Below are 14009 nucleotides of genomic sequence, written 5' to 3'. Positions count from 1 at the left end.
CTTATACTCAAGGCATGCTTCAGCCGGATCTGGCGCATCTCGCCAGAGATCTGACACGCATTCACGATGCTGTGATCACCGGGGCTTCGCCGCCGGTGCAACCGCGCGCGCTGGTCAGGCGCTCGTGGGATCGGATGCTGCGCTTGGGGCTGGACCCGGATGGCGCGAATGCGCGGATCGTCGCCGATGAGGCTGAGCTGGAGACTCGACGCCGGAAGTCGCAGTTGCGACTGGTCGTCGATGAGATGCGCTCAGTGCTGTTGCGGGCTCCCGACGCCGCGCCGTTCATCCTCGTCGTCACGGATGCCGATGGAGTCATTCTGTGGCGAGATGGTGCGGCTTCCGCCAGACGGCAAGCCGATGAGCTCGGATTCGTCGAGGGAGCGCATTGGTCCGAAGCCAAGGTCGGCACCAACGCCATCGGCACGGCTCTGACCGAGGAGGCACCCGTCCAGCTCTTCTCCGCCGAACATTTTGAGGCCTCTCAGCACCCTTGGTACTGCAGCGCCGTGCCCGTCCACGACCCGCATGTCGGGACCCTCTTAGGAGTTGTCGACATCAGCGGCCCGGCGATGACTCTTCATCCTGCGGTGCAGTCGTTGGTGACGACGGCGGTGCGTCTGGCCGAGGCTCGGCTGATGATCGCTCAGCAGGAAGCGCTGAACACACTCCGCGATCGGATGTCGGCGATGCTCGCCGGCACGTCCGGTCCGGCCCTCGTCGTCGATGATGCAGGATGGGTGGCGTATCAGCAGGGAGTGCGCAGCCGCGACCGCATCGAGGTGCCGGCCGCCGACCGTTCGATCCTCATCCCCGGTGCCGGTCTGTGCCTGCCGGAGAAGATCACCGGTGGATGGCTGCTGCGGCCCACCGGCGATCGTCGAGCTTCTGTGACTCTGCGGACGAAGCAAGATCCGCCCGTTCTGGATATCCATTCCGGCACCGAACCTCTGGTCGTTCCGCTCACGCCACGGAGGGCGCAGATTCTGGCGGCGGTCACCTCGGCGGGGCTGGCCGGGATCAGTGCCGCCGACCTCAGCCAGCGCCTCTACGGGGACGGTGACCACGTGGTCACCGTCCGCGCAGAGGTCTCGCGTCTGCGCCGATCGGTCGGAGCCCTGCTCGCCACCCGCCCCTATCGGTGGGCCGACGGCGTCGACGCGCGGGTGGAATGACTCTCTGAACGGCGTGAACCGGGCACAGCCGTCACCTGTCCGCCCCACGGTAGCTCCCGACCGACCACAGCACACCCTCGGGGTCTTGGATGGCGAAGTCGAGCGACCCGTAGTCCTGTTCGGTCAGTCCCATGACCTCGATGGCACCGGCGGCGATCGCACGCGCGTGGAGTTCGCGAACGTTGCCGGAGGCCAGATACACCGACCCCGAGGCGACTCCGGTCTTCGTCATGACCCCGCCATCATCGCGGACGGACCCGAGCATCACTCCCCCACCCTCGGGCCAGGCCAGTTCGGCGTGATCGACGCGGTTCGGATCGTCAACGTTCGTGTACTCGGCGACGATGTCGAATCCGAGCGCATCCTGGAGAAATGCGATCGCGGCTCTGGCATCGCGGTAGCGGAAAGTGGGCCAGACGTTGGCATGGTTCTCGGACATGGTCACTCCTCAGTTTGTCGCAGATGGAACTCCATCGTCGCGGAGCACCTCCCTCCACGTCTTGGACAAATGGGAACAGTTCATCCCATCGCCGAGGCGACCCCCGCCGAATCTGTTCCCACCGTCCGTGACCGGGCCACGTCATCGGCGGCCAGCCACTGGCTCGGGCTGAGACCGACGAAATCCCGGAAGTCCCGGTTGAGGTGGGCTTGATCGGCATAACCGCAGCTCACAGCGATCTCCGCCAAACTGCCCCGACCGGCGGGGATGAGTCGCCGCGCTCGATCGAAGCGGACGATTCGTGCGGCATCCTTCGGCCCGATCCCGTATTCGGACCGGAACTGACTGCCCAGATGGCGTCGGCTCCATCCGACGTCGTCGGCGATGAGGGAGACGGGCAGCCCGCCATGACTGTCAGTGATCCGATGCCAGGCGGCGGTCACCTCGGCGCGGGGACGATTCGCATCATCGATCGTGCGCATGAGCACGTCGTCGACGGCGGCGAAGCGGGCTGGCCATTCGGTCTCGAGGTTGACCCGCTCGTGCAGTTCCGCGGCCAGCGGCCGGGAGATCCGAGCGACGTCGACGCTGTGGTGGGCGAACTCGGCGGCGGGGATTCCGAAGAACGCGCGCGGAGCCGACGGATTGAAGTTGATCTGGATTCCGGACATCGTGCCCGGGTGAGCGATGAGCGTCGAGCGCAGGTGGAGGCCGGCGAGCAGCACATCGAAATGCTCGCGACTGCCGGTGACCGAATCGACTTGGCACAGTGGTTCGTCGATCGAGACGATGAAGGTCAGCGTTCCCGAGGGCAGCCCGAGATGCGTCCCCGCGGGGACGCCCGAGATGTCATAGCCGGCGTAATCGCCCACGAACGATCGCAGTCTCGGGTGAGGCCGGCGGATCAGCTCGTCAGTGCGCGACGCGGACATGGCGCCAGTGTAGACCCGCAAGTGCAGGCAAAATAGATACAACTACATATGACCAGGCGGAGGAGACCAGCAAAGTCGCGTGGCCTCCTCCGCAGTGCTCAATCGGCATTGCTACTTAGAGGCCTTTTCCGACCTCAGGGTGCTTCCGGTGAAAATCGGTCACCTGCTGGAACGCATCGGCGATTCTCACCAGCTTCTTTTCGCTCAAAGCACCGCCGACTAATTGTCCAGCCACAGGAAGTCCTTCGGCCTCAGTAAAGCCGGTCGGGAACGTAATAGTCGGCATCTGACTCATTGTGAACGGAACGGTGTAGCGATGCACCTCAGCCAGCTGGTCGGCCCCCATCTTCATCATCTCTGCGGCCGGAGGCGCCTCATAGGGCAGCCCTGGGATCAGCATGGCGTCGACAGTGGAAAGCACATGCGCGACATTGCCTTTGAAATCGTCGCGCCTCCTAAGCACCTCTTGATATTCAACTGCTGTGACGTTCCGCCCAATCTGGATCACCTCGGCGAGTGCGTCCCCGTACTGGTCGAGATGGGAGTCAAACCATCCGCCATGCGCACGAGCAGTCTGGACTCCGCAGACGGTAAACCAGTCTTCGTTGATCTCCTCGGGATCTGGAAAGCTGATTGGAACGATCAATGCACCTAATGCTTCGAAAGTGTCGATGGCAGACAGCAGGCTGCGATGAACACTGGGAGACACGTCGGTGAGCGCCCATGAATAGTCGACGCCGATCCTCAATCCACTCAGATCCCGGCTGGCATGGAGACCGAAGTCGTCCACGGGTACTGATAACGAAGTCGGATCCTTTGGGTCGAATCCGGCGATAGCTTCCAGCATTAGTCCCGCATCACGTGCCGATCGTGCCATCGGTCCAACGTGGTCGAGGGTGGCCGCAAGTTCAAAGACGCCATAGCGGCTGCAGCGGCCCCAGGTGGGTTTCAGGCCCGTCACGCCATTTGCCGAAGATGGCATGCGGATCGACCCGCCAGTGTCTGACCCCAAAGTAGCAATGGCCAGTCCTCCTGCAGTTGAGGATCCGCTACCGCTCGAGGAGACCCCAACCCACCGGTCAAGCCCCCAGGGATTGCGTGGAGGTTCGAAAGGCAGCGTATGTTCGCCATACACACCCTCAGTGGTGTGAACACGACCGAGGATGACCGCGCCCGCTTCCCTAAGACGGTCCACCACGGTTGCAGTGACCGGCGCGGTGAGACCTTGCCGACTCGGCATCCCGATCTCGAATGGGTGTCCCGCGTCTCCGTAGATATCTTTGACCGCTACGGGCACTCCATGCAACGGCCCTCTCCATCTGCCGTCCGCGTAGTCGCGATCCAACTGATCAGCTTCAACTCGGGCAGAATCGGAATTGATCGATGAGTAGGCGCCGAGGATTGGGTCTACTTCGCTGATGCGGGTGAACATGTGTTCAACAACTTCTCGCGAAGAGAGTTCGCGCCGAGCAATCCGGCTCGAGATTCCTTCGATAGACTCGAAATGCAGCTGGTCAGTTGGCATTGGTTTCTCCTTCTAGAACCTGGTCACTACTGCGTGAGGTCTTCGGGGAATAGAATCTGCCCCTAGTCAGAGCGGTCAATAGAACGTGGGTGATGGGTCCTGAAATCATTGCAATGAATGACGCGTAATAGATCGGGTAGAGGCCAGCGAGTCCACAGGCTCCTAGAGCCACAGCAATCGCCATTGCAATCATCCCGCAAGGATTCCAATCCCGGATGACACGCTCGTCGTACTCAATCTTTTCCGCAGGTGCCAGCTTGAGGCCCTTTCGGCAGATGAAATAGTCCGACAGGAGTATAAAGATCCACGTATTGGTCATGATCCCGGTAACAGCCAAGAAGGTGTCGGTGTACTGAAGGACGTTGACCGGGTAGAGGACGATGCCAAGAGCCAGCAGACCGACCATCCACCAATTCCGCCGAATCGGCTTCTTCGCAAAAGCGTCCCAAGTGTTCGAGAACGCTAGGGAGCCAGAGTAGAGGTTCATGACGTTAATTCTGATCTGAGTGATGATAGCGAAAATCACGCCAAGTAGACCCATAATGAGGGCGAATACGAAACCTGGGTCCGTCGAGTAAAGCACCGGGTCACCTTCTGTGATGCTCGGGTAGATGGTGAACGCAAGGAAGGAACCAAGCACCAGCACTACCGCGATCATCATCATTTCTCCGAACATGATCCCGGCAGTGCCTTTGTAGCCGATCTGCGGTCGCGAAAACCTTCCATAGTCGGTCGCAAGTAGGGCTTGGAAGACGATTTGCCCGTTCACAAGCGAGAAGGCCTGCCACATGACGGTCGGGTCATTGGGCGTCAGGGATTCCCACTGGCCGGGGCCGACCAGTGCGTGCCCCTGGGAGAGCATGAAAATGCCGACAGCAAACAGAATCAGAAAGATCGGCATCCCAAATCTCTGAAGAATGTTCATGGAATGCATTCCTCGCCAAGCGAAGAACAACGCAGCAGCTCCGACTAAAGCAAATATTACGCTAGCGGTAACCGAGTTCTGTCCCACACCGAAGTATTGACTCAATGCATGAGAAACGATGCTTCCCTCAAAAATGAAGTAGAAGATGTAGTTAATTCCGTAGATGAACGAGGCTACGGCAGAACCTTTCGCTCCGAACCCGAGACCTCGAGTCAGAAGCACAAGGCTCAGACCTTCCCTGGACGCAATTCTCATGATCAGCGATCCGAGGACAGTCGATACGACCACCAGGTATCCGATCGGAATGAGCATCAGGGGCCAGCCAACCAGGAACCCGATTTGCCCACCGAGAGTAAACCAGAACATTGCAGTGACGTTTCCGGTCAATATCAGCAGGATTGCAAAGGCAGGCCACCTTTGCGATCGGGGAACCCTTTCCGTTGCGTAACTTTCCATCTGGTCATCCAGCGACGTTGCTGGACTCCTAAAGGCATCTTTGAGCGCCAATTGGACCTCTTTCATAGAAGGTACCTGTCAGCCTCACATCACCACATTCTTCCCACAAGAGAAACAAAAGAATATCTCGCTTTCCAAGACTGCATTTTTACACACCAATTGTGCGCCGGCTTACATTACTGATGAGTAGACCACTCCAAGTCTTCTCGGACTGTCGAGCAGTTTACAATTCGAGTACCATCTCAATTCGATGGTCCACAGGGACACATGACACATTTCTTGGCAGAGCCACCATGATCGCCCAACTGAGGGCATTCTCGTCGTCTTCGGCCCTCAAACTCGACACGTGCCTGGCGAGAATCGGTGGCGTGCTCCGTTATTGGCCCCACTTCTGCACGTCTGCCCAAGGGGTCGCAAGTCAGGTCTATGCTGAAGAGCAGGAATGGACGCAGTCGATTGGGCCGCGCCGTCGGATGAACCGAACCGCGTGGGCCGAGCAGTGGGAGGTCGAAATGGCTGGCGAGAAGATCGACGTCGAGATGCAGGACACGGGCGAATTCCTGGCCCGAATCCACACGGCGACGGGAACCGACGAGATCGTTCTGATGTTCGACGATGCCGAAGACGTCTCCGACGGGGTCTTGGACAACGACGAGGCCACCGTCCGCGCGACCGTGGAATTCCTCCTCAGCCATCAGCCCTCCGGGGACTTGCCGGACCGGACCGACCTCGTCGACATCGCCGCCGCCTACGACGGTGCCATCGAGTCCATCCGAAAACTGCGGGGCTAGCCGCCCGCATCACTGTGCAGACAGCGAAGGGCGGGGCCGACATGGTCTGTCAGCCCCGCCCTCAACTGTTCAGTTCTGTTGAGACCTCAGTCCAGGAGGTCGTGACGCACGATCGACTGTTCGCGATCGGGGCCGACGCCGATGACCGACATCCGGCAACCCGAGAGCTCCTCGAGTGCGAGCACGTACTTCTGCGCGTTCTCCGGCAGGTCGTCGAAGGTCCGAGCCTTCGTGATGTCCTCGGTCCAGCCGTCGAAGTACTCGAAGATCGGCTTCGCATGGTGGAACTCGGTCTGCGACACCGGCATCTCGTCCTGGCGCTGCCCGTCGACGTCGTAGGCGACACAGACCGGGATCCGGTCGATGCCGGTGAGCACGTCGAGCTTGGTCAGCACATAGTCGGTGAAGCCGTTGGTGCGCGCGGCGTAGCGGGCGATGACCGCGTCGTACCAGCCGCAGCGGCGCGGACGGCCGGTATTGACACCGAATTCTCCACCGGCCTTCTGCAGGTATTCGCCCATCTCATCGAAGAGTTCGGTCGGGAACGGTCCGGCGCCCACACGAGTGGTGTACGCCTTGACGATGCCGACGACGCGGTTGATTCGGGTCGGGCCGATGCCGGTGCCCACACAGGATCCGCCGGCGGTCGGGTTCGACGAGGTGACGAAGGGGTACGTGCCGTGGTCGACGTCGAGCATGGTCGCCTGACCACCCTCCATGACGACGACCTCACCGCGGTCGAGTGCCTCGTTGAGCATGAGCTCGGTCTCGGCGACGTAGGGGCGCAGGCGTTCGATGAAGGGTTCGAAGTATTCGACGATCTCTTCGACCGACACGGCACGACGGTTGTAGACCTTGACGAGCAGTTCGTTCTTCTGCCGCAGCGACCCTTCGATCTTCTGACGCAGGATGGACTCGTCGAAGACGTCCTGGACGCGGATGCCCAGGCGACCGATCTTGTCCATATAGGCCGGTCCGATGCCGCGGCCGGTGGTGCCGATGGCCCGCTTGCCGAGGAACCGCTCGGTCACCTTGTCCAGCGTCTGGTGGTACGGAGCCACGAGGTGGGCATTCGCCGAGATCCGCAGCTTCGACGTGTCCGCGCCACGGGACTCGAGGGCATCGATCTCCTCGAAGAGCGCCTCGAGGTTGACGACGACGCCGTTGCCGATGACCGGGGTGACATTCGGCGAGAGGATGCCCGCCGGCAGAAGCTTGAGTTCGTACTTCTCCCCTCCGACGACAACCGTGTGGCCGGCGTTGTTCCCACCATTGGGCTTGACCACGTAGTCGACGCTGGTGCCGAGGATATCGGTGGTCTTACCTTTACCTTCGTCGCCCCACTGAGCGCCGACGACAACGATTGCTGGCATGAGAGTGCTTCACCTCGAAGTGAAAAGGGGATGTCATTACTCCCCAAGTCTACTGGGTCACACCGACACAGCCGCCATCGGGAGCATTCCCTCACCGCGGCGGCCGCGGGCAGGAGACCCAAAGCTCCCACCCGCGGCCGCACCGAGACCCGCCCCCGGTCTCACTCCATGCTCATCCCCTTGGCCGGGGCGATCCGCGACATCGACCTCGCCGGTATCGCCGAGGCGAGAACGGCGGCGAGCACTGCGGCGACGCCGATCAGCCCGATCTGCGCCCACGGCACGGACAGCACCGGATTCGCCGAGGCAGGCATGATCGATGCCGTTCCGACCCAGCCGAAGAACGTCCCGACCCCGGCTCCGACGATGAGTGCGATGACCGTCATGAGCAGCGATTCGATCGTGATCATCCGCGACATCGCAGCTCGGGTGAATCCCAGCGCCCGCAGCAGGGCACCCTCTCGGCGTCGTTCGATGACCGAGAGCGTGAGTGTGTTGCTCACTCCGATCACGGCGATGACCACCGCGGCCGCCAGCAGTCCGAGCACCACGCTCAGAGCGACCTGGAATATCGAGGCGAAATCCGCCCGATACTGTGCCGCAGTCGCATCGGCTGAGGCACCGACGGCGTCGAGTTCGGAGGCCAGGGCTTCGATCTGCGAGCTCGATGCGTCATCGGCGATCTTCGCCCACGTCTGTTCGTCCGCACTGTCGCCGGCCCCCTCGAGGGTCTTCGCATCGGCACCGCTGACCAGAGCCGTCCCCGCGGGGACGTCGTAGGAGGTCTCGATCGTCAGATCGAGATTCTCATCGCCGAGGCGGACGGTCGCGCTCTGGCCGTCGACATCAGAATCCTCCTCGTCGAGTCCCACCGTCGTCGGGTCGAGGAAGATCGTGCCCTCATCGACGTCGTACCCCTCACTGCGCAGGACCGGGGAGTCGGCGGCCGCCTCGGCGCTGGTGATCGCCACATCACCGGAGCCGTCGGTCCCGTCGACGCTCACCGAGGCGGTGGGCGCCGGAACGTTCTCGCGTTCCTCGACGATCGGCGAATCATCGAGCACGGAGGCGATCTTCGCGTCGTCGGCACCGTCTTGCCCTGCCGTGGAGACCACGAGGTCGACCGGGGTGTCCTCGGCAGTGGCGAGTTCGAGGGTTCGCTGCAGGCTCGAGGAACCGACGACCACGGCTGTGACGAGGGTGATTCCGATGAGCAGGGCACCCGTCGTCGAGGCGGTGCGTCCTCCCGCTGTGCTCGCCGACCGTCCGGCCAGCTTCACCGCCGGCGAACGCCGGGTGAGGAGGCCGACTGCGGCGGCGAACAGCGCCACCAATGGCGGCACGAAGACCTTCGCACCGACGAGGAGAGCGACGAAGAGCGCGAAGCAGCCGACGATGCCGAACAGCACGGACTGGCTCGTAGTCCCGAGCAGGCACAGACCGATTCCGCCGATGCCGAGCACAAGCGACAGGCTCAGTCGCACCCACCGGATGCGCGGGGCAGCCGCAGGCACATCGACCGGTCGGAGTGCCTCGATCGGGGACACCCGGGAGGCCCGGATCGCGGGGATCAACCCTGCCGCGAGGGTGACGATGATGCCGACGACGGGCCCGACGACGAACGCCGAGACGGACGGTGACATCTGGGCGAATTCCGGCATCCAGAACGCTCGGACCACGGTTGAGAGTCCCCAACCGATGAGGAGACCGAGTCCGACGCCCAGCACGGATCCGACGATCCCGAGGCTGAGGCTCTCCACCACCGCGGCCCCGCGCACCTGCCTGCGTGAGGCACCGATTGCGCGGAAGAGCGCGAGGACTCTTGTGCGGGAGGCGACGAGGACGTTGAACGTGTTCGAGATGACGAGTGCCGCGACCCCCGCGGCCAGCAGGCCGAAGGCGATGCCGATGGTCGAGAGCATGTCGGAGGTCTTCGACAGCGACTCGATCTGCTCCTCGACGACCTGGTCAACGGTCCGGACCGACACGTCGGCGCCGGCATCGGGGAGAGCGGATTCGACCGCCTCGGCGAGCCCTGCACGATCGCTCCCATCGTCGGCGACGACGCGGATGGAGTCGGGCACGAGCTCGCCCGGAGCCGTGGCCAGCCCGTCGTCGGTGAGGTAGAGATTCATCCCCGCCGAGGAGGAGCCGGGCATGATGCCCGAGACGGTGTAGCTCGGGCCGTCGGCGGCGGAATGTCCCGGCCCGTCGAATTCGCCGAGGGTGATGGTGTCACCGACGCCGACCCCAAGGGTCTTCGCATCGGCTTCGCGGAGCATGAGTTCATCATCCGAGTCCGGGACGGTGCCGTCCACGGTGTTGACCTGTCGCTGTGGGAGGTTCGTGGCCGACCCCGTCACCGAGGTGGTTCCGGCCTCAACGGCGACGAAGGCGGACTGGGTGAGCTGGGCGGATTGGACCCCGTCGACCTCGGCCGCGGTCTGGCGCATGGATTCGGTGAGCGGGGACGCCTCATCGGCTGCGGCCGGATCGTCGGGTTCGTCCGCGGTGATCGCGACGTCGGCGCCGGCCCATTCGGCTTGGACCTGGTTGCGCAGGGTGTCGCCGAAGGCCTGGGAGAACAGGAGCGCCGCGACGATGAAGGCCACTGACACGGCGATCGCGATCATCGCCGCACTCAGACGCCCGGAGGCGCTGCGGAGGTTGGACCAGGCGATGCGGATCATCGCGCACCTCCGTCCGTCGGCCCTGTTGCGGCTGCAGACCCGGGCCCGGCCGAACCGCCGGCCGACTGGCCGGCAGGTGCTGCTCCCGAAGCTGCCGAGCCTGCCGTGACATTCATGAGCGCTGCGGCCACGGACTCCGGATCCGGTTGGGCGAGCTCACCGGCCAGCCGTCCGTCGGCGAGCAGCACGACACGGTCGGCACGGGCTGCAGCCCGGGGATCGTGGGTGACCATGACGACGGTCTGACCGAGTTCATCGACCGAGGCGCGCAGGATGTTCAGCACCTCTTCACCGGAATTCGAGTCGAGGTTGCCGGTGGGCTCGTCGGCGACGAGCATATCGGGCTGGGCGACGAGTGCCCGAGCGACGGCGACTCTCTGCTGCTGTCCGCCGGAGAGCTCGTGGGGCCGGTGGCCCAGGCGCTCGCGCAGACCGAGCAGGTCGACCATGCGGTCGAAGATACGACGGTCGGTCTTCTGCCCCGACAGCTGAGAGGGCAGCAGGATGTTCTCTTCGGCACTCATCGCGGGCACGAGGTTGAAGGACTGGAAGACGAAGCCGATGCGGTCGCGGCGCAGCGCCGTGAGCTTGCGGTCGTTCAGCCGTGAGATCGCCGTGCGTCCGATGAAGACCTCACCCGAGTCCGGGGTGTCGAGGCCGGCGAGCATGTTGAGCAGCGTCGATTTGCCCGAGCCGGAGGGTCCCATGATGGCGGTGAAGCGTTCGGCTTCGATGTCGAGACTGAGGTCGTCGAGCGGCCTGACCTGCGCGTCCCCTTTTCCGTAGGTCTTGCGCAGTCCGATGGCTTGTATGGCCAGCCTCGGTGCGGGATTCGAACCCTGGCTGGGGGTCGGGCCCTGTGCTGGGTTCGGGGATGAGGTCGGGGAAGGATGGGCATCGGTGTATGTCGCTGATGTGTTCATGCCTCCAGCTTCGTCGCCGGGCCACCCTCCCACATCGGACCTGAGGATGGTCTTCGCCTCAGAGCGCCGAGGCGGCCGTGGCCCGGCCGTCATACCTGAGGATGATCTCGGATTCCCTTGAGCGACTCTACTCGCCGACGATGAACCGGTCTCGAACGGTCGGCCTCCGGGCGCGTGCGAGATGCTTCCGGCTCAGTGACCGGGCCCGACGAGACCGGCTTCGTAGGCGAACACGACGGCCTGCACACGATCACGAGCCTCGAGCTTCATGAGGATCCGACCGACGTGGGTCTTCACGGTCGGCTGGGCGAGAAAGAGCCGTTCGCCGATCTCGGTGTTGCTCAGACCGGTGGCGATGAGAACGAGGACCTCGGTCTCGCGCTGGGTCAGTGACTCCAACCGACGCATATCGGCCGCATCGAGACGGCTCGCACCGGCCCGCCCGGACGCATCCGCGCCATCGTTGCTCTGCATCCCCTGTTCGCTCAGTGCAGAGGCGCTGACCTCGGATGATGCAGGCTCACCGTCGCCGGGTGGGGTGGGCGCAAAGCCCCCGGCCGATGTCGCATCGGTTCCCGAGGCCGCCGATCTCGGATCCGAATGGGGCGGATCCCCCGCGCCGAGGTGGGGCAGGAGCCGTGTCTCGAGCAGTCGTTTGGTGGTGGTGGGAGCGATGACGGCACCACCGTCGACGACCGTGCGGATCGACTCGAGGAGCACCTCGGGCAGGGTGTCTTTGAGAAGGAAGCCTGACGCACCGGCGCGCAGCGCGCGCAGGGCGTAATCGTCATCGTCGAAGGTGGTCAGCACGATGATCTTCGGGGGACGGATCGTCCTCTCGTCGGCGAGAGCAAGGATCCGCTGGGTCGCTTCGATACCGTCGATACGCGGCATCCGAACGTCCATGAGCACGACATCGGGTTCGTCCTGCCTGACGATGTCGAGACCTGCCGCACCGTCGCCGGCCTGTCCGACGACGGTGAGGTCCGGTTGGGAGTCGATGACCATGGCGAAGCCCGCCCTCACGAGGGCCTGATCATCGACGAGCACGATGCGAAGCGGCCCGCTCTCCCGAGCATCGGTCCGACCGTGCACTGTCGCCTCGCCATCGGCGCTCATCGGCTGCTCTCCTCGACTTCGGCGGACTGACTCTCCCCCGCCTCGGCGGTCTGCCCTGCTAGGGTGTTCTGCCCGGTTCCGGCAGATCCATTCTCCCCATGATCGGACGAATCATGAGTGCCCGCGCCCGAGGTGAGCCCGGAATCGGATTCGGGACTGGGCACGGGAGCGGACAGCGGCAACCTGGCCTCGACGAGGAATCCCGTGGTCGTTCCGAAGGCGCTTCCTGTGACAGTGCCGGAGGAGAACCCGGGCTTCGCGTCGGTGTGTCCTTCGGACCGGTCCTTCACTCCGGTCGAACGGATCGGCCGGGCCATGAGCGTGCCGCCGTAGAGCGCAGCGCGTTCCTGCATGCCGACGATTCCGTATCCACGGCCGTGGGTCGCATTCCGTGCCGGATCGTCGGCTCCGTGGCTGTCGGCTTCTCCGCTCCTGCGGCCTGTCGCGTTTCCGGTTCCGTTGTCGCTGATCCGGGCGACGAGCTCTGCGTCCTCGGTCAGCAGCTCGACATGTGCCCGGGCACCGTCCCCGGCATGTTTGAGCACATTCGTCAGCGCCTCCTGAACGATGCGGTAGACGGCGAGCGACGCTCCTTCGGCCAAGCGGCCGCGGTCGACGTCATCCAGTTCGGTCACCGAGACCGGAAGCCCCGCCGATCGCACATCGGCGATGAGGGAGCCGATGTCGGCGACGCCGGGCAGCGGCGACGAAGAGCGCTCGTCGTCCTCCTCGGCGCGGAGGAAGCCGAGCAGCGACCGCGTCTGTGCCAAGGCTTCCCGTCCGGTCTGTGCGATGGTCTCGAGGGCTCCGACCGCGACGGCCGGATCGGTCTTCGCCGCATAGCGTCCTCCGTCGGCTTGGGCGATGACGACGGACAGGGAATGGGCGATGACATCATGCATTTCGCGGGCGATGCGCATGCGTTCGGCATCGGCGGCCAGCCGGGTCTCGGATTCGCGTTCGCGCTCCAGCAGGCGGTTGCGCTCGCGGATGCCCTCGATCTCGCGGCGGCGACGGAATCCGACTCCGCCCAACAGCCAGGCGATGAGCACGATCGACGCGCACAGTGCCACGACGACGACCAGCAACACGTACTCACCGAATGCCAGGGGTCGCGGGTTCACCCCGATCGTCGCCTGCAGGGAGACGAGGTAGAGCCAGCCGCCCAGGAAGAGTGCGCCGAGGAGGCCCAGGACGAGCACGATGCGACCGTGGTTGCGCGTCCCCCACGCTGTCGTCGAATACACGGTGATCGGAACGGCGACGATGCCGAAGGTCGGTCCCATCATCGTGAGCACGGTCAGCAGGCAGCCGACGGCGATGAGCGAAGAGCTCAGCAGCGGGGCAGTGCGTCGCAGTCCCAGCGGCAGCGTCTGGAGCAGAACGATGCCGACCTGCACTGCCACGGGCACCAAGGCGATCTCGCTCCGCTCGGCCTGAGAGGAGGTGAAGACGACGGTCAGATAGGTGATCGGCAGAGCCCAGAGCAGTGAGTCGACGATCCAAGGATGAGCGGTGAGGGTGCGACGGATGCGGTCGACGCGGTCGGGGGTGCGCTGCTGCGGCTCCGGGCGGTGGCCCTCGGTCCGGATCGATCGATTGCTCATGTCGGCCATGGTAGTTCTGCGCCGCCGGACTCACATCATACTCAGGGCTGATCC

At 63.9% G+C, this 14009-nt stretch carries 11 protein-coding genes; 2 read left to right on the top strand and 9 right to left on the bottom strand.

Annotated features, from left to right (window positions below):
• Positions 1-14 precede the first annotated feature (14 nt).
• Positions 15-1175 carry a GAF domain-containing protein gene (locus ACVZTU_RS03380; protein WP_248284084.1) on the top strand — a complete coding sequence of 387 codons (1161 nt, stop codon included), beginning with the start codon at positions 15-17 and terminating at the stop codon, positions 1173-1175.
• Between the two features lie 31 nt (positions 1176-1206).
• On the opposite strand, the gene ACVZTU_RS03375 is transcribed toward ACVZTU_RS03380, so the two are convergent.
• The 4 genes from ACVZTU_RS03375 to ACVZTU_RS03360 form a co-directional block, all read right to left on the bottom strand.
• The gene (locus tag ACVZTU_RS03375) at positions 1207-1614 is read right to left on the bottom strand and encodes a VOC family protein (RefSeq protein WP_482401417.1); all 408 of its coding nucleotides are present in this window, start codon (positions 1612-1614) and stop codon (positions 1207-1209) included.
• Between the two features lie 80 nt (positions 1615-1694).
• On the bottom strand, positions 1695-2546 hold the full coding sequence (locus ACVZTU_RS03370) for a helix-turn-helix domain-containing protein (protein WP_139469902.1): 852 nt from the start codon (positions 2544-2546) through the stop codon (positions 1695-1697).
• A 115-nt stretch (positions 2547-2661) separates the two neighbouring features.
• Positions 2662-4071 carry an amidase gene (locus tag ACVZTU_RS03365; protein ID WP_139469901.1) on the bottom strand — a complete coding sequence of 470 codons (1410 nt, stop codon included), beginning with the start codon at positions 4069-4071 and terminating at the stop codon, positions 2662-2664.
• Entirely contained in the window at positions 4061-5518 is a 1458-nt protein-coding gene (locus ACVZTU_RS03360) for a purine-cytosine permease family protein (RefSeq protein ID WP_482401416.1), read from the bottom strand. The genes ACVZTU_RS03365 and ACVZTU_RS03360 overlap by 11 nt, the downstream gene beginning before the upstream one ends.
• Before the next feature lie 446 nt (positions 5519-5964).
• Here ACVZTU_RS03360 and ACVZTU_RS03355 point away from each other — a divergent pair, with 446 nt between their 5' ends.
• Positions 5965-6243 (top strand): hypothetical protein, encoded by a 279-nt coding sequence (locus tag ACVZTU_RS03355; protein ID WP_482401415.1) that lies wholly within the window; start codon positions 5965-5967, stop codon positions 6241-6243.
• Between the two features lie 86 nt (positions 6244-6329).
• On the opposite strand, the gene ACVZTU_RS03350 is transcribed toward ACVZTU_RS03355, so the two are convergent.
• The 5 genes from ACVZTU_RS03350 to ACVZTU_RS03330 all read right to left on the bottom strand — a co-directional run bounded on the left by ACVZTU_RS03350 (position 6330) and on the right by ACVZTU_RS03330 (position 13955).
• Positions 6330-7616, bottom strand: coding sequence for an adenylosuccinate synthase (locus ACVZTU_RS03350; protein WP_139469898.1), 1287 nt, complete (start codon positions 7614-7616; stop codon positions 6330-6332).
• Between the two features lie 161 nt (positions 7617-7777).
• Entirely contained in the window at positions 7778-10306 is a 2529-nt protein-coding gene (locus tag ACVZTU_RS03345; protein WP_482401414.1) for an ABC transporter permease, read from the bottom strand.
• The gene (locus ACVZTU_RS03340; protein WP_482401413.1) at positions 10303-11229 is read right to left on the bottom strand and encodes an ABC transporter ATP-binding protein; all 927 of its coding nucleotides are present in this window, start codon (positions 11227-11229) and stop codon (positions 10303-10305) included. Before ACVZTU_RS03340 ends, ACVZTU_RS03345 begins: the two co-directional genes overlap by 4 nt.
• Before the next feature lie 192 nt (positions 11230-11421).
• Entirely contained in the window at positions 11422-12348 is a 927-nt protein-coding gene (locus tag ACVZTU_RS03335; protein ID WP_482401412.1) for a response regulator transcription factor, read from the bottom strand.
• On the bottom strand, positions 12345-13955 hold the full coding sequence (locus tag ACVZTU_RS03330; protein ID WP_482401411.1) for a sensor histidine kinase: 1611 nt from the start codon (positions 13953-13955) through the stop codon (positions 12345-12347). Before ACVZTU_RS03330 ends, ACVZTU_RS03335 begins: the two co-directional genes overlap by 4 nt.
• Positions 13956-14009: the final 54 nt, after the last annotated feature.

This window comes from Brevibacterium sp. OS20 (genome assembly GCF_056837565.1).
This window is presented reverse-complemented; position numbering and strand designations above follow the sequence as displayed.